Below are 16,620 nucleotides of genomic sequence, written 5' to 3'. Positions count from 1 at the left end.
GATTGGAAAAATGGATTGGAAAACTGCTTCATCTTATTATGAAATTCGTTTGGGTGACGCCTTAACTGTGCTGCGCCACGCCCTTGATTTAGCCAGGCTTCCTCAAGCGGGAGTTCCTGCTCACCTCAAAGAGGTGCTGTTGGAAGAAGAAAAACCCGCTCGTCGTCAGCTTGAACGCTTGAAGAAACGAGAATTTCGGATTGCTGTTGTGGGCTTGGAAAAGGCGGGAAAAAGTACATTTGTTAATGCCTGGTTAGATTGTGATTTACTGCCAGCAAAAGCAGGACGTTGTACCTTTACAACGACACAAATTTATTCCGTTGAACAAGATTCTCAGCAAAGGCTAGAAGTTGAGCCTAAAACCGAAGAACAATTTACCAGTCTTTTGCATGAACTGGAGTCAGCTTCCAACAGTAATTCTAAACATAGTGATGGAGCCAAACAAGATTTAGAGACAATCCGAAAGTATCAAGACACTTTAAGACAAGTTCGTAGCGAAGGTCGGAAAACTATCCCATTTACTCGCCTAGAAGACATTAACAAAGACCTGAACAAGTATGTTGCTGATGAGCAATACGCCCATGCAGTATTAGAAGCTAGGCTGTATACCAATAAACTCGCCCAGGCTGAAGGTATTGTTTTCTATGATGTGCCTGGATTAGACTCAGGTTTAGCCAAGCATATAGAAGAATCTAGAGAAATGCTGTCAGATTGTGATGCTGTAATTTTGGTACAGCGAGATCCTAGTCCCAAGGGCTACGAACTTAAAATTGTTGAGTTTACTGAGCAGGGTGATAAGAATGTAAACGTTGCAGATAAATTTTTCGTTTTCTTGAGTCGGATTGATCAGTTGGCTAGTCCAGCAGCTCTTAAAGAACACCTTGATGAAGCATCAAATAGATGGCATGAAATAGCTAAATTATCTCCTGAGCAAATTGTACACGGTTCAGCGGGAGCTTATTTAGTATTAAATGGCTTCGCTAATCAACAAACATTGGAATCAGTTGGCAGTCCTGAAGAAATTTTAACTAAGCTTAACTCTGTGACAGGTATCGAAAATGAGGAAGTCTTAAAACAAGACGCGACTGGGATTCAGGAAATCAAGGCTCGTATTACTGACTATATTAATAATAAACGGGTTACTGTTTTACAGAAACGTTGTGAGGCTATAATTGAAAATATATTAACAACATCAAAAGAAATTTTTGATATCGTTAGTAAGCGATATCCTGAGAATCCAGCGGAAGCCAAGCGATTACAAGAAAATCAACGGCGTATTGAATTTTCCCAGTGGTGGGAAGAAAAGTGGAAAACCATTAAAGCAGACCTCAGCGACTATTATAATGATAATATTCGCAAGTCTACGGCAGCAGGGGAAGAATCTATAAAGTCAGATGTCGTAGAAAAATTTCGGTCTCGGTACCTCCAGGATATCGCAACCAAAATTGAAGAAATTAGAACCAATACTGAGCAAAGAAAACAGCGAATATTTAAAGAAACTAATGCTGGTGTATTTAATTCGCAAGTAACTGACTATAGCTGGCGGGAAGAACTTTCTGTTACCATTAGCATTTTCTTAGGAGATATTGCTCATAACCTTGCTCTGGAAATCAAGGAAGAAGCATTAAAGTTAGTTGACTATCTGACCACGTTACTCTGGAAAACCCAGGAATTAGAGCAGCGACTTATTGGTAATCCCGAGGAGTTTGTGGAAGTCTTAAGTCGAAGTTTGACGGCGTTATTTCTTCGCTTTGCCCGTCCCGTTGCCGACTCCTTAATTCGTGGACCTTTAGGGAGTGAAACTCGTCAGCGTATTGTGAAAAGACTGGGAGCCGATATAGAACTAGTCGATAATTACTACAGTGGGGAAGAGAAGGCTTTCAGCGTGCTAAAACGATATGTAAATCGTGGGTCAAAGTTGCTCTATGATCCCAAGCTGCGCCATGAGCTATTAGGTATTCGTGACGTCTCTGGGGATGTGCCACCAAAACCTACCAATTCAGTGGAAGAGGTAATCTTGGAAGTTGAAACGGATATCACAGCGTTTGAAACCTATTTGCGTTCGGCCATCTTTGAGGCCGCAGGGTTTGAGCAATTTTGCCTACAAGAACTCGATCAATTGCGCGATCGCTTTATTCAATATGAAGCCGTGTGGCGAGGAGTAGCCGAGAATGAATGGTTAGAAGAAAATCCCTTACTAATGGCTGAAATGCCCGAACATTTAAAGGCTCACGAAGTCAATTTAGAAGTTAGCGATCGCTTACGCCAGTTATCTACTGCTTTAGCAAAGGGAGTAGGGAGTAGTAGAATGTAGAATTAATAATTTAGAATTTAGAATTAATAATTAAGAATTAATAATTTAGAATTTAGAATTGAGAATTGAGACTTCTACATTCTACATTCTACATTCTACATTCTACATTCTTAATTCTACATTCTTAATTCTACATTCTAGATTCTAGATTCTAGATTCTACATTCTAGATTCTACATTCTAGATTCTACATTCTTAATTCTACATTCTACATTCTACATTCTAGATTCTACATTCTAGATTCTACATTCTTAATTCTACATTCTACATTCTACATTCTACATTCTACATTCTTAATTCTGAGTATTAGCCATACCAAACCGATTCAACCTTCTCAATTACCTCTTGTACCGAATTCCCATCATTCAAAACCGTAACATGACCTAACTTACGTCCTGGGCGGGATTGAGTCTTACCATACCAATGGACAAACGCCCCTGGTAAACTGGCTAAGGTCTGCCGTTTCTGTTGGTAATCATCCTGGGAAGATTCATAACCCAAAAGATTGACCATTACTGCACTGGGACAATGCATCTGTGGGCTACCTAAGGGTAAACCTACCACGGCTCGCAGTTGCTGCTCAAATTGAGAGGTTTCGCAAGCATCAATGGTGTAATGACCGGAATTATGGGTACGAGGGGACACTTCATTAACCAAAACTTTGTTATTGCTAGTCAGGAATAACTCAATCCCAAAGACTCCCACTACCTCTAAACTAGTCAGGAGAGTTTTTGCGATCGCATTCACCTCCGCCACCGTATCTGGGCTAATCTGGGCCGGTGCAATCACTCGCCGACACACCTGTTCTTCCTGCTGAGTTTCCACCACCGGGTAAACCACCACCTCCCCATCTACAGAACGAGCAGCCATTACTGCCAACTCCCGTTCAAAGGGAATAAACTCTTCTAGCACCACAGGTTGATTGCTTAACTGGTTCCAAGTTTCCTGTAAGCTATGACTGTCTTTAATAATAAACGTACCCTTGCCGTCATAACCTTGGCGTCGCGCTTTCAGCACCAGAGGAAACTCTAACTGACTCAGGTTGATGGGGGTTCGAGAAGAGGCTAGGGACTTTAATTCCTGCTTACCCACTTCCCCCTCCAGACTGATAAACTCTGGCTGGGGTAAACCAATCCGATCGAAATAGCAGCGTTGGTGATATTTATCCAACAGTGGCGCTAAAGCTTCTAGTCTGGGGTGAAAGCAAATTCCCCGCTTTGCCAGACATTTCAGGGCATGGAGGTTAATAAATTCATTCTCAAAGGTAATCACATCACAGCGAGATGCCATTTGCTCGGTAGCCACCCCATCATCAATAGCAGCAAAGATAGTTTCAGCAGCAACACAGACAGCTGGATCAGTAATATTAGGAGTTTGAACCACTAGCCGAATACCCAAAGACTTGGCAGCCATTGCCATCATCCAGGCCAGTTGTCCTCCACCAATTACACCTACTCGTTTAATCGACATCCCAAAGACTCACAAGTCACAACACCAGTTTTCAGATGCACCTTCCTCTAGCAAACAGTTATCAAATTTGCACACCATCCAGCATACCATCGGTCAAGTAAGCCCCATCGATCAAGACTGTTGACTATTTGATAGTCAACAGTCAACATTCAACAGTCAAGACCTTACCAACACCCCAAAGAGTCACGAGTCACCACACCAGTTGTAGGATTCACCCCACTTGCTACATCGCAGAGTTTTAACCGTTCTCTGACCGGTTGGATCAGGGTGCTAGTAAAATCAGCACCGGTGATGTCAGCCCCATCAAAACTGGCACGTTGCAGTAAGGCACCAGTAAAGATGACATCAGTTAAATCTGCATCATTGAAGCTAATGTTGTAGGTGTCGCTCTTGGTCAAGTCTGCTCCATGGAGATTAGCATTATTCAGGGTAGTATGTTTGATAGATGCTTGGATCAATTTGGCATCGGCTAAGTTAGCCTGGTCCAAATTGCAATAGGTAATTTTGACTTTCTGTAAGTCTTCACCAGATAAGTCTGCTCCCACGAGTTGTTTCCCATCGCAGGCTATACTCTTGGCGTGAACGGGTAAGGGATAACAAAAAACAGAGCACGCAAATAAGAATGTAACCAGTAGCCGGAAAAACATAAAGATTTATTGCTGCAATCGTCCAATTTAATCATACTGTGATGCATAATCACTTGAGTTATACCAAAGGTAAGCATATGCGCGTTCGCGCACGCTGCTTGAGGTGCCGTCAGCGGTCAGCGGTCAGTGCTCAGCCGTTGGCTGAAAGCTGAAAGCTGATAGCTGAACGCGATCGCGTGTGCCTAGCACATATGCTGATGGCTGAAAGCTGATAGCTGAAAGCTGAACGCGATCGCGTGTGCCTAGCACATATGCTGATGGCTGAAAGCTGATAGCTCATAGCTGAACGCGATCGCGTGTGCCTAGCACATATGCTGATGGCTGAAAGCTGATAGCTGATAGCTGAACGCGATCGCGTGTGCCTAGCACATATGCTGATGGCTGAAAGCTGATAGCTCATAGCTGACGGCTGAATGCTTACAGGCTAATCTTGCCAGAATCGCTAAAATCATAGTGAGCGATATTTTTGTGAGATCGATGCTTAATATATTTTTGACTTGGCTGCTAAGTGCTATCTCACTAATGATTACTGCTTACCTGGTACCAGGAATTACCATTAGTGGTTTTGGTGCAGCTGCTGTAGCGGTAGTAGTCATTGGTTTAGTGAACGCCATCATTAGACCGATTCTAGTGATTCTGACCTTGCCCATCACAATTTTATCCATGGGACTATTTCTGTTGGTGATTAATGCTATCACCCTATCCCTGGCATCCTATTTCACTCCTGCTGCGTTTATGGTCAACGGTTTCTGGCCAGCTTTTTTTGGGGCCATCGTTCTGACTTTGGTGTCTAGTGTTATCAATAGCTTGGCTGCTAATCAAGTTTAAGCTATCAGCTATCAGCGTGTCGCGTATCAGCCGCTTTAACTGCACGGGGTCGGATTAGTAAAACCAGCAGGGATTCTGAACCAGACGTAGCATAACCCCTGGTGCTTGTTTACTACCTGCCGTTGATGAGCTGACTGTTGACAGCACCTCAAGTAGCGTGGGCGTAGCGCATTTGCTGAATGCTTACCTAATTTAGCTGACACTACTTTCAGTCAACTATACTTCTGAGCTTAAGTAGTCAGCTGCAAGGGCTGACTAATAAATACCTGAAAGCTGACTGCTCAAAGTATAGCTTGACTTGAAGTCACTGTACAGTTTTTTTGTAAGCATTCAGCTATCAGCCGTCAGCCGTCAGCTAATTAACTAATCAACGGGAGGTAGTAAACAAGCTTACGAACGAGTATGGCTGGTTGACAATCCCTGCTCGTTTGACTGATCCGACCCAGTGCAGTTAAAGCGCCTACTCGCTAATAGCTGATAGCTGTTCGCACCTCAAGCAGCGTGGCCATTAGCGTAGCGTGGCCAACGGCCAAGGCCAAGCGTGCGCGTAGCGCATTAGCTGACGGCTGAATGCTTAGGTTTTTTTGAACTGCCAAGGCTCAAAGTACAGGAAAAATAGATCTAGACTAACCCAAGGTGTGGAAATTTCGGGGTGCTTGAAGGGTTAGTCCATTGATTCGTCTATTTAATTAAAAAAAGCTATAGTAAAACCACTATAGTAAAATCACACCATCTTGAATAAAAATAAATAGAACATCTAAAACCATGGCTCTGCTCTGTGCTTCCCATTGATAGTAATACTTAAGTAATACTTAGGAATCAGAAGCTATAAAGATTAAACTAATCAACAACTAATCAATTGTAACTCTAGCAGCTATCAATTGGTTGAAGTACTTTCGTCTTGGGGAGTAGGGAGTAGAGAGTAGGGAGTAGGGATAAAAAAAATGAAGGGACATTATATAGCAGAAGTCAGAAGTCAGAAGTCAGAAGTCAGAAGTCAGAAGTCAGAAGTCAGAAGTCAAACTCTTGCGCTTACAAAGGGTGTGAGACTTTTGTCATGTCCTAACTGCCCTGGCGACTGCTATAAGTGTCATAAACGCTATAATCAATAATTAATTGTCAAATTTAGGAAGTTGGTAATTATGAGATGAAGTGATGAAGTTTAAATTTTTAAGCTTTCATGATTCCTAACCATGATAATTATTAATCAGTCCTCTTTATTTTCGTAAAAAAAAAATTAGTGATTAATCGATGAAAAGAATAAAGTTCTTGATATTATGTGTGTGTGCATTCGTCTTGGTACTATCCCCTTTGTACCTCCAAACCATAGCTCTATCTACTCCAAGGGGCAATACTTTGGATCAACAGTTGGGTCAACAGATTGTTGACTCGCCCCAACTAACCTTAGCCCATAACCAAGTTCAAACTCCTGAAATTGCTGAAGGCCCCTCAGAGGCACCCTCAGAGGATTTATCCGATTCAGATAGTAGTAATTCCAAGTTAAAGCCCTTTGATAAGGTCGTAGAAGATGCCGAAGAATTAGCAGGATTACTCACCCTCTACCGCAATAAAGAAAAAGACAAAGTTTATTTAGAAATTGAGCCCGATCAACTAAATCAAAACTTCCTATGTGTTGTCACCCTTGCTTCGGGAATTGGGGAGTTGGGGCTCCAAACAGGTTGGCCAGTTAATGATTTTTTGTTCCAATTCCGCCGCCGACAGAAGACCATAGATTTAGTCATACCAAATATCTACTTCCGTACTCGACCCGGTGACCCCCAAGAGCGTTCTGTTAAGCGTTCTTTTAGTGATTCGGTGCTATATTCCCTGCCCATTACTAGTATTCATCCAGAACGAAAAACTCTGTTGGTGGATTTAACACAACTCCTCGTCAGCGATGGGTCTTTCTCTGGACTATCATCGGCTTTTCCTTGGATATTAGGAGGCAGTTATGGAGTAGACCCTCAAAAATCCTATGTCAGTGATGCTCAAGCATTTCCGTTGAATGTAGAGATTGAGTCGGTTTATGGGTTTTCTGGTGGAGGAGATTTATTCTTTCCCTTAAGGAGTCTGCCAGATCAACGGGCATTTAATCTTAGTGTCCGCTATAGCTTTTCTAAACTACCGACCAACAATGGTTACCGTCATCGACTCGCCGATGAACGGGTAGGCTATTTCATCAGTGCTTATCAAAATCTATCCAATCAAAACCGGAAACAGCCCTTTATCCGTTATATCAGGCGCTGGCATTTAGAAAAACAAGACCCTACTGCTACTGTATCCCCCCCAAAAGAACCGATTGTATTTTGGATTGAAAATACTGTACCTCTGGAGTACCGAGATGCAATTCGGGAGGGGGTTTTGATGTGGAATGAAGCCTTTCGGGAGGCAGGGTTTGACAATGCCATTGAAGTGCGGCAAATGCCAGATGATGCGACCTGGGACCCCGCTGATATTCGCTACAACACCATTCGCTGGTCCAATTCTTTTCCCTCATTCCCAGGCATTATCGCTATGGGTCCATCCCGAGTGAACCCCTTGACTGGGGAAATCTTGGATGCAGACGTGATTATTGATGCTAATGCGGTGCGCTGGATCAAAGCCGAATACCAGGCTATTGCTTCCCAGCCTCAATCCCAGGCATTATCTGGGTTATCCCAATTCCCGTTTAATGGTTCCCTGTGTAGTAATGGCATCAAAAGTCCTTACCTCAAATGGCAGGAAATCCTCAAGAGCAATCCTGGCAAAGCGGCTCAGTTGAACCTACCAGCTGGGCAATTCCTAACCGGACTAACCCAAGTCCCAGACCATGAGTTCTGTTTTGGCATGGCATCAGCTCAGCAAGCTAAATTTGGAGCATTGTCTCTATCGATGGTAAACCACGAGTTGCCCAGTGGTGAGGAAATGAAAACCTTCATCCATCAGTATTTGCGCTACCTGACAGCTCACGAAGTTGGTCATACTCTGGGATTGCGCCACAATTTCCGGGGCAGCACCATGTTGAGTCCAGAGGAATTGAATAATACTGAGATTACCCGCAACCAAGGGCTAGTCGGGTCAGTCATGGATTATGTACCAGTTAATCTAGCGCCAGAGGGAATGGAACAGGGAGATTATTTCTCGACAGTGGTTGGTCCCTATGATAAGTGGGTGATTAAGTATGGCTACAGTCCTATTGATGCTCTGACTCCTCAACAAGAATTACGCACACTGCGCAAAATTGCTGCTGAAGGATCTGAAATAGGACTATCCTATGCTACAGATGAGGATACTTTCGATTTTATTGACCCAGAAGCTAAGGTTTGGGACCTGAGTGGTGATCCATTGCGCTACTCTCAGTGGCAAATGGAGAATGCTAAGGCAATTTGGAAACGGTTGAACACCAGTTACCTCCTGCCTGACGAAAGTGCTGGGGATTTACGCGATCGCTTTGATACGGTCTTCTCCTATTTCTTTGAAAACGCTATGTCCCTTACTGGTTATATTGGGGGACAAACCTTTAATCGAAACTACACTGGTGGCAAGACTGGCACACTCCCCTTTGAACCCATCCCTGTGGAAAAACAGCGTCAGGCTTTAGCCATGCTCGGGGAGTATATGTTTGCTGAAGATACCTTTAACTTCTCACCCCAACTCCTCAACCAGTTAGCCCCATCTCGCTGGACTCACTGGGGTACTTTTCCCACTATTTTCCCCCTCGATTATCCCATTCATGACCGAGTGATGTTAGTTCAAACCATTGTGCTGGGGGATTTATTTTCATCAGAACGGTTGGCTCGTTTGCGGGATGCTCAACTGAAAACTAGTTCCGGGGAAGCCTTGACCATGGCAGAAGTGTTTGACACTGTTCAAGATAGCATCTGGAAACTAGATAGTAACGCTAAGATTGAGCCAATCTCTAGCTTGCGTCGGGGATTGCAACGGCAGTATATGAGTCTTTTAGTGAACATGGCACTGCGCAATTCCAATAGTCTAGAAAGTGCCCGCACCTTCCCTGAATTTATTATTGCTATCCAAACCTTTAATACTCCCGAGGATGCTCGGGTCTTAGCCCGGTATAAACTCCGTCAATTGCGGGATGCGATCGCAAAGACCTTGAACAAACAAGGGAAAAACCTTGATACTGCTAGCTTAGCCCACTTAGAAGGCGCACGCGATCGCATTACTAAAGTCTTGGATGCACCGTTGCAATCGGAATAAATCATGACTTGAGCCGTAAGCTCTCAGCTCTCAGTTTTCAGCTATCAGCTATCAGTTTTCAGCTATCAGCTATCAGCTTTCAGCTATCAGCTATCAGCTATCAGCTTTCAGCTATCAGCTATCAGCTATCAGCTATCAGCTATCAGCTATCAGCTAAAGGCCAACCGCTGAGGGCTGAGGGCTGACCACTGACGGTTGACGGCTGAATCCTTACCTTAAGCCACTCCCCCGAATTGAATTTGGGGGATTCTGTTTGACCCGGTGGGTGGAATGAGCCTGTTGGTGGAACAGGCATCTTGCCTGTTTCATTTCCCGGCGGTCTGTCCCAACCCTGGCCACGAGGCGGAACAGGCATCTTGCCTGTTTCATTTCCCGCCTGTGGTCTTCCCAGGAATTTTTCTTTCCTGGCAATAGTACCCTTAAGGGTACTGCCGATCTAGGAATACTTTTTAGATATTAGAAGAGGGTTCAAGGTCAGTGAGATTTATTCACCTGATTTGCATCCGTGAGTACCTAATTGAAGTAAAAAGTAAACCAGAGTCATGAGTAATCAAAAAAAGAGTATCTTGATCGTTTTAAGTTGTTTGATTCTTGCAGCAATAACCATATTGCCAGCCCAGCCTGCCTTTGCCGCTAATGGGTGTAGTAGACGTGACTGCATCCAACATGAACTTCGCACTCAAGCTGCTTGTACATTGCAAGGATCTGATGAGTCTGGTCTACCTCCAACTGGAAAAAATCCTGGATGGTATAAAGGACTAAATACAGAGATCGACCATCAGATTTTAGGGGGTGATGTTGTTGCCTATAAAATTCAATGGTTCAATGGTTCATGGTCTGGCTGGTATGTGACAGGAGTTAATGATATCGATCATAAATTTAACACTGGTACTAACGACTTGCGTCGTATGTGGAGCTATTTTACTGACCACAAACATCAATACATTTTGTGCAAATAACCCTGATTTATAATAGATTTCTTGAGAGAGAATAAGACTATCAAGAAGTTTATAGATGTCTTCCACAGAGGAAGACATCTTCCTGTTTTATGGGATGCCAGGATTACGTCTGGAGGGTGCATCTCAATGCATGGAATTAGGCAAAAATTATAATAACATCTCCACACTCCCGACACTCCCATCTATTAATCTATCCCTTATAGCACTACCCATTAAGGTGTTTGACATTGATACAAGCTCAAAAGCTGTTTTAGTAAACTTTTGCCTATTGCTAGCATGCCTATTGCCTTGCCCGTAGCGCTATACCAATCCGTTGCCGATGTTGCCTGATGTGAGATACCCTATGCCTTGGTTCCATTTAAGACAATCATGTTCACTAAGCTCCTTAGCATTTTCCAGAAAGCCCTATCACTGACAGGATTAGTACTACTCCTGTGCTTCTCAACCTGGTCACTGCCAGCCACAGCAGCCTCCAAGATTAGTCCTCAACTAGAACAACAAATACTCGAAGTCATCCGCAACCACCCAGAAGTAATCCTAGAATCGGTCCAGAGATACCAGCAGCAACTGGAACGGGAAAGCCAGCAGCAACAGCAAGCAATCTTGCAGGGCTTCAAAACCAATCCCCAAGCCTTCATTGGTTCCTCTCCCGCGACTGGCTCCACTGAAGATAAAATTGTGCTAGTAGAATTCTCAGACTTTCAGTGTCCCTTCTGTGCCAGAGCTCACGACACCGTCAACCAGTTTATAGCAAACCATGGTGATGAAGTCACCTTAGTTTACAAACACTTCCCCCTTACCAGCATTCATTCCCAAGCCCTGCCAGCCGCTCAAGCAGCTTGGGCCGCCACTCAACAAGGCAAATTCTGGCAGTACCATGATGCCCTCTTCGCCAATCAAAAGCAATTAGGAGAAGAGTTATATCTTGCCATTGCCCAAGACCTAAATTTAGACCTAGAGGAGTTTAACCGAGATCGGAACGCAGCTGATCGTGCTATTGCAGAAGACATGCAGCTAGCAGAAATATTGGGACTGAGCGGCACACCCTTCTTTGTTATGAATGGTGAAGCCTTCTCTGGTGCCGTGCCCCTACAACAGATGGAAGCGATATTGGCACGAGTGCGCTAAATAAAGTAGGGTGGGCAAATTAATCTAATCTCGAATAGTCACAATAACCAAACTGTTTTTGCCCACCCTACAAGCTCAATAAAGTAGGGTGGGCAAATTAATCTAATCTCGAATAGTCACAAGAACCAAACTGTTTTTGCCCACCCTACAAGCTCAATAAAGTAGGGTGGGCAAATTAATCTAATCTCGAATACTCACAAGAACCAAACTGTTTTTGCCCACCCTACAAGCTCAATAAAGTAGGGTGGGCAAATTAATCTAATCTCGAATAGTCACAATAACCAAACTGTTTTTGCCCACCCTACAAGCTACAGCTAAATAAAGTAGGGTGGGCAAAGTAATCTAATCTCGAATAGTCACAAGAACCAAACTGTTTTTGCCCACCCTACAAGCTCAATAAAGTAGGGTGGGCAAATTAATCTAATCTCGAATACTCACAAGAACCAAACTGTTTTTGCCCACCCTACAAGCTACAGTACCTCACCCTATTGAAAACCGCTATACTGAATGAAGTAAACAAGGCGTTAAAATCTATGGCAAGGAATACTAAAAGTCATTTTGCTCCCTACTTAAAATATAGAGGTAAAACTGTTGAAGAACAAATTAAACTCAATCAACCTGCTCTGGCATGGCTAAGAAAACGCCTCGAAGAGGAAATCACTCAAGAAGAAGCTAAAATCAGACAGGAAGATTTAGAAAAATTTAAACAAATTGTTGATAGTTTTCGTCCAGAAGGCTCTAAGCTATATAACTAAGAATGATTGTTTTTGTCGATACAGGGGTTTTAGGGTTGCTATCTTCTCCCAATGACAAATTAGAAGCACAACAATGTCAGCAATCGCTTTACTCTCTTTTAGCTAGAGGGGTTTATGTACTGAGTTCTGATTTGTGTGATTATGAAGTTACTCGAAGATGGCAAGATATTAGATTTTGAATTGAGGGATGCGAACGCACTCTATATTTCCTGAACTTTATTTCAGCGCAATTATTCCCCATGGAACAGGCATCAACTGAATCCTAATACCTGTTCGCCCCACACCCAGTAAAGCTAATAATAATTCCTCTATCCTTGATTAACTCTTATCTCTTGCCTCTTGCCTTTTGCCTTTTGCCTTTTGCCTCTTATCTGTTCCCTACTCCCTACTCCCTACTCCCTACTCCCTTTCCTTTACTTCCACCATCCGCTAACATCCTCAACCGCTGCCATCGTTTCTCTTAGGGCTTCAACACCCCCAAACTTAATGATTAAAGGAGCTAATTGAGGAAGAGCTTCAAGAAAATTGGGACGGGTTAGACTAGCTAAACTATCAAGAATTTCTTGCCAAAGAGGAAAATCAACTGACGAAGGAGTTAAGTTCTCAATCAAGTGCTGTAAGCCAAATGCTCGGTAGTATTCAGACTCAATCCCTCTGGCGCAATCTAAGGCTTGGGGTAACAACACATCGGGTAAGTGGGGGGCTAAGCGCTCTAAAGCATAGGCTCGGTGGTGTTCAAACTCAATCCCTCTGGCGCAATCTAAGGCTTCTGGTAACACATCGGGTAAGTGGGGGGCTAAGGCGATTAAGGCAAATGCTCGGTGGTATTCATACTTAATCCCTCTGGCGCAATCTAAGGCTTTTGGTAACACATCCGGGAAGTGGGGGGCTAAGGCGACTAAGGCTCTGGCTCGGCAGTTTTGATCGGAAATCCCTCTGGCGCAATCCAAGGCTTCTGGTAACACATCGGGTAAGTGGGGGGCTAAGGTGATTAAGGCTTTTGCTCGTTCGTATTCATCGGAAATCCCTCTGGCGCAATCTAAGGCTTTGGGTAACAACACATCGGGTAAGTGGGGGGCTAAGGCGACTAAGGCATTAACTCGGTAGTATTCAGACTTAATCCCTCTGGCGCAATCTAAGGCTTCCGGTAACACATCCGGGAAGTGGCGGGCTAAGGTGACTAAGGCATTAACTCGGGATAATTCATTGGAAATCCCTCTGGCGCAATCTAAGGCTTCCGATAATAAAGAAGGGGGAAGATACTCACTAATTGCCTCCAAACCCGTTACTTGACTACTATAATCTTTATTCTGTCGCACATAAGCTAGTGCTTGAGCTGGCGTCCAGATTTTATTCTGCAGTAATGCTGCCATTAACGTTGGAGGAATATTTCCAGCCAAGCTGTTGAGGGATGTGGTAATCAGAGCATACCGACACTGTAAACTAATCGATTCTGTAGGATTTTCTGTAAAATTATCTGCTGCTATTGCCCAAGCTCTCGATACATCCTTGATAAAATTAGCAGTGTTCCCCTGTCTCTCACACTGCCAATACCAACCGTTATCTCCTGCTGGAGTTTCTTCTTTCAGGAGTTGATGAATGTCATTAATTTTTTTAGCTTTCTCTAGATGCCAGAATAAGTGACTATAGATGTAACCATCATCGGGTAAAGTATGCCATAATCCCTTATCGGTCTTAGTTTGATAACGTTCTAATAATTGTTGATGAGCTTCGGTAATTGATAATCCTAACTCTGATTGTACCAGACGACGGGCTAAATCATGTAACAAGTCATGGAGGCGATAGTTAGTTTCTGGTGTAGTAGATAAACCTGGTAGTAATAACGCTTTTTGTCGTAAGTATCTTAACGTATCTTTAGCTTCAACTAAATTACAGTCCCATAACGTTGTGGCCATGGTTTCAGTAATAGTAACATCCTCTGGCAGTACCCCTAACCAAGCAAAGTTTTTCAACCTCTCGTCGTCGCATAATCCCTTTAAACTGAGATTCAAGGAAGCCACTAGACTATAGTTTTTGCGCTTAGCGTCACTTGGCTCTTCCTCTGCTTTCAATCTATCCAAGGCTTCTATGCCAACAATTAAATCTTGTAACTCATCCAGTAACTCCTGCCAAGAGATGCCATCTCTAACTTGGGCAGCAGCTAATTCTAAGGCCAGGGGTAAATATCCCACAGTTTTGGCTAAGGTTTCAGCATATTCCAGGTCTTGATTAGTTAGCTGGTTGGTTACAGCAATTTTCGCCCCCCTAGCCCCCCAACTTTGGGGGGAAATTGAGTTAAAGTCCCCCGCCCCCCTAGCCCCCCAATTCTGGGGGGAAATTGAGTTAAAGTCCCCCAGAATTGGGGGATTTAGGGGGCTTGTAGCTAAAGGTAGTGAGGTCGATTCATCTGAAAACAGCTGTAAACAAGACATTAATAACTCCAAGGATTGATTGGGAGTCATCACGTCTAAATCATAGGCAATCGCACCTTCAACCTGGGCTTCTCTGGTAGTTACTAAAAGCCGACAGCCATCCCCAGCGACTCGAAAGGGTTCAACATGGTCAGGATGCCAAACATCATCCACTACTAGCAAGGCTTTTTTATCGGATAATAACGTTCTTAATTGTAAAGAAGCGCTATCAATGTTAATCGCTTTGAAGTCATAATCTCCTAATTGCTGTATCCAGCTACTTAGAAAGGATAAGATATCAGGTTGCTGACCTAAGGTTGCCCAAAAAATACCATCGGTAAAATGGGATTGAACCTCTGGATCATGGGCTAACGCAGCAGTAATGGTGGATTTTCCAATTCCTCCTAAGCCATAGATGGCACTAACTACTAAGGTGCCAGCTTTTGATGTTTCTTGGGATAAAAGGATTTGTTTTAGTCGTTGGCTAACTTCCGGGCGTTCCACATAATACAGAGGTAGTGGGGGAGCTTGATTGAATCGAGTTTGGTTATTCATATTCTCAATGTTGTAATTTTAACTAGTAGCGTAGCTTGGTGGGATTCCAATGCTTTAGTAATCTCTTGAATAATTTGCTCTAAATTAGGCAAAGCTTGAGCATCAACAGTAGTCACTAAACGCTCCATAGCTTGGGCAACTTCCGGATTTTGCTTAGCTGCTGCTTCTACTTCCAATACCACCTTGGCATAATGAAGAGATTGCTCTGGGGTTTTCTCGATCGCAGTTACTGTATCTGGAGACTGTTTTCTGAATAATTCCAGAAACAACCGCTTAGGTGTGTCCCAGAGAGCTTCCCCTACCTTGTGCCCGATTTTTTCTACGGCTTTAGTCGCTACCAGAATACCAACAGTAGCAATAGGTAAACTCACAGTTGTTAATGGTTCCATAGTTGAACAAGATTACTCAAAGTTAAAGTATATTATAGTATTTTTAAATTGGGTTTAGATATTTTAGAGTTTAGTAGGGTGGGCAGTGCCTAGGCTGTTCACTCTAGGACTTGATTGATGGGATGAGTTCATGCATAATCTGTGTGAAGAGGTTGCCAGGATCTGCCCATGATACAAGGATACAAAAGCTCAATTGAGCGTCTGGCCAATTTATTTAAGCAAAGCCGTGATCGTTGGAAGCAAAGAGCGAGTGAGAAGCAAAAGAAATTGCGAGCACAAGAAATCCGGATTCGGGACTTAGAGAAAAGTCGAGCCCTGTGGAAACGACGAGCCCAGATAGCGGAAAAGGAAGTGCGAGGGTATCGTCAACAGACCTCATCCCCATCGCTTAGCCCCCTGTCTGATCAGACAGCAGTCCCCCCCCGTCCTTAGGCGGCTCTGCCACCGTTGGGATCGTTGAAACCCAAGGCACCCTGTTAGCCAGCCACCATTATGGAGCATTGACGATTAGCTTAGCCATCTCGTTTGTGGTTGAAAGTTTAAGCAGTTTCCGGGGAGCCTCGAAAAATTTTGCCCTATTGAGTCGGTTCATCGGTCAAATTTTACCGAGTTATAGTAGTATTCGGCAATGGGTATTGCGGATGGGACTATACTTGCTACAGCGTCCGTGCGAGTATCGTCACGACTGGCTATACATTGCCGATCTTACCCTGGAATTAGGGGCTCACAAATGCTTAGTAGTGTTAGGAATCAGCCAAGCTCGGTGGAAGCAAATCGTCGAGCAATCAGCTGGGAAATTGTGCTATCAGGACTTGTCACTACTAGCGTTAAAGGTCATGAAGAGCACTAAAGGAGACTTGATCTACCCCATCCTCGAAGCGGTTGGTGACCAGGTCGGGGTCCCCTTACAGCTTGTCTCAAACCAAGGCAGTGATCTCTATAAGGGCATTCGCTTATACCATCAA

At 43.7% G+C, this 16,620-nt stretch carries 15 protein-coding genes and 1 pseudogene; 10 read left to right on the top strand and 6 right to left on the bottom strand.

The window, feature by feature from the left end; translation table 11 throughout:
• The first annotated feature begins 10 nt into the window (after nt 1–10).
• A complete protein-coding gene (locus LYNGBM3L_RS06580) occupies nt 11–2,314 on the top strand; it encodes a dynamin family protein (protein WP_008180582.1) in 2,304 nt (767 codons plus the stop codon).
• 305 nt (nt 2,315–2,619) lie between these two features.
• Here the strand turns inward: LYNGBM3L_RS06580 and LYNGBM3L_RS06575 are convergent, their stop codons facing one another.
• Together LYNGBM3L_RS06575 and LYNGBM3L_RS06570 are read right to left on the bottom strand one after the other, a co-directional pair.
• Nucleotides 2,620–3,783, bottom strand: coding sequence for a 5-(carboxyamino)imidazole ribonucleotide synthase (locus LYNGBM3L_RS06575; RefSeq protein WP_008180580.1), 1,164 nt, complete (start codon nt 3,781–3,783; stop codon nt 2,620–2,622).
• A gap of 164 nt (nt 3,784–3,947) precedes the next feature.
• The gene (locus LYNGBM3L_RS06570) at nt 3,948–4,328 is read right to left on the bottom strand and encodes a pentapeptide repeat-containing protein (protein WP_008180578.1); all 381 of its coding nucleotides are present in this window, start codon (nt 4,326–4,328) and stop codon (nt 3,948–3,950) included.
• 579 nt (nt 4,329–4,907) lie between these two features.
• Between LYNGBM3L_RS06570 and LYNGBM3L_RS06565 the strand changes: the two genes are divergently transcribed.
• Nucleotides 4,908–5,258, top strand: a complete 351-nt coding sequence (locus LYNGBM3L_RS06565) for a phage holin family protein (protein WP_044492381.1) — start codon at nt 4,908–4,910, stop codon at nt 5,256–5,258.
• Nucleotides 5,259–5,725: 467 nt separating this feature from the next.
• Here the strand turns inward: LYNGBM3L_RS06565 and LYNGBM3L_RS48430 are convergent, their stop codons facing one another.
• Nucleotides 5,726–5,854: a hypothetical protein gene (locus LYNGBM3L_RS48430; RefSeq protein WP_267871995.1), complete on the bottom strand. Its 129-nt coding sequence runs from the start codon at nt 5,852–5,854 to the stop codon at nt 5,726–5,728.
• A 655-nt stretch (nt 5,855–6,509) separates the two neighbouring features.
• Between LYNGBM3L_RS48430 and LYNGBM3L_RS06560 the strand changes: the two genes are divergently transcribed.
• Nucleotides 6,510–9,458 carry a zinc-dependent metalloprotease gene (locus LYNGBM3L_RS06560; protein ID WP_131827130.1) on the top strand — a complete coding sequence of 983 codons (2,949 nt, stop codon included), beginning with the start codon at nt 6,510–6,512 and terminating at the stop codon, nt 9,456–9,458.
• A 142-nt stretch (nt 9,459–9,600) separates the two neighbouring features.
• On the opposite strand, the gene LYNGBM3L_RS42945 is transcribed toward LYNGBM3L_RS06560, so the two are convergent.
• The gene (locus LYNGBM3L_RS42945; RefSeq protein ID WP_154659696.1) at nt 9,601–9,813 is read right to left on the bottom strand and encodes a hypothetical protein; all 213 of its coding nucleotides are present in this window, start codon (nt 9,811–9,813) and stop codon (nt 9,601–9,603) included.
• 187 nt (nt 9,814–10,000) lie between these two features.
• Between LYNGBM3L_RS42945 and LYNGBM3L_RS06555 the strand changes: the two genes are divergently transcribed.
• The 5 genes from LYNGBM3L_RS06555 (at nt 10,001) to LYNGBM3L_RS42940 (ending at nt 12,479) form a co-directional block, all read left to right on the top strand.
• Nucleotides 10,001–10,417, top strand: coding sequence for a hypothetical protein (locus LYNGBM3L_RS06555; protein ID WP_008180569.1), 417 nt, complete (start codon nt 10,001–10,003; stop codon nt 10,415–10,417).
• A 55-nt stretch (nt 10,418–10,472) separates the two neighbouring features.
• Complete coding sequence (locus tag LYNGBM3L_RS39920) at nt 10,473–10,715, top strand: hypothetical protein (protein ID WP_131827129.1); 243 nt, start codon at nt 10,473–10,475, stop codon at nt 10,713–10,715.
• Between the two features lie 71 nt (nt 10,716–10,786).
• The gene (locus LYNGBM3L_RS06550) at nt 10,787–11,545 is read left to right on the top strand and encodes a DsbA family protein (RefSeq protein ID WP_008180566.1); all 759 of its coding nucleotides are present in this window, start codon (nt 10,787–10,789) and stop codon (nt 11,543–11,545) included.
• Nucleotides 11,546–12,078: 533 nt separating this feature from the next.
• Nucleotides 12,079–12,300 carry a hypothetical protein gene (locus LYNGBM3L_RS06545; protein ID WP_008180564.1) on the top strand — a complete coding sequence of 74 codons (222 nt, stop codon included), beginning with the start codon at nt 12,079–12,081 and terminating at the stop codon, nt 12,298–12,300.
• Nucleotides 12,301–12,302: 2 nt separating this feature from the next.
• A complete protein-coding gene (locus LYNGBM3L_RS42940; RefSeq protein ID WP_008180562.1) occupies nt 12,303–12,479 on the top strand; it encodes a hypothetical protein in 177 nt (58 codons plus the stop codon).
• 234 nt (nt 12,480–12,713) lie between these two features.
• Here the strand turns inward: LYNGBM3L_RS42940 and LYNGBM3L_RS06540 are convergent, their stop codons facing one another.
• Both LYNGBM3L_RS06540 and LYNGBM3L_RS06535 read right to left on the bottom strand, forming a co-directional pair.
• A complete protein-coding gene (locus tag LYNGBM3L_RS06540) occupies nt 12,714–15,266 on the bottom strand; it encodes an NB-ARC domain-containing protein (RefSeq protein WP_008180560.1) in 2,553 nt (850 codons plus the stop codon).
• Entirely contained in the window at nt 15,263–15,655 is a 393-nt protein-coding gene (locus LYNGBM3L_RS06535; protein ID WP_008180559.1) for a hypothetical protein, read from the bottom strand. Before LYNGBM3L_RS06535 ends, LYNGBM3L_RS06540 begins: the two co-directional genes overlap by 4 nt.
• Nucleotides 15,656–15,823: 168 nt before the next feature.
• Here LYNGBM3L_RS06535 and LYNGBM3L_RS06530 point away from each other — a divergent pair, with 168 nt between their 5' ends.
• Nucleotides 15,824–16,087: a hypothetical protein gene (locus LYNGBM3L_RS06530; RefSeq protein WP_008177637.1), complete on the top strand. Its 264-nt coding sequence runs from the start codon at nt 15,824–15,826 to the stop codon at nt 16,085–16,087.
• A gap of 68 nt (nt 16,088–16,155) precedes the next feature.
• Nucleotides 16,156–16,620: pseudogene (locus LYNGBM3L_RS44915) on the top strand (hypothetical protein); the annotation flags it as partial.

It is taken from the genome of Moorena producens 3L (assembly GCF_000211815.1).
GTDB classification, from domain to species: Bacteria; Cyanobacteriota; Cyanobacteriia; order Cyanobacteriales; family Coleofasciculaceae; genus Moorena; species Moorena producens.
Note: the sequence above shows the minus strand (reverse complement) of the source record. Positions and strands in the feature narration are given on the sequence as shown.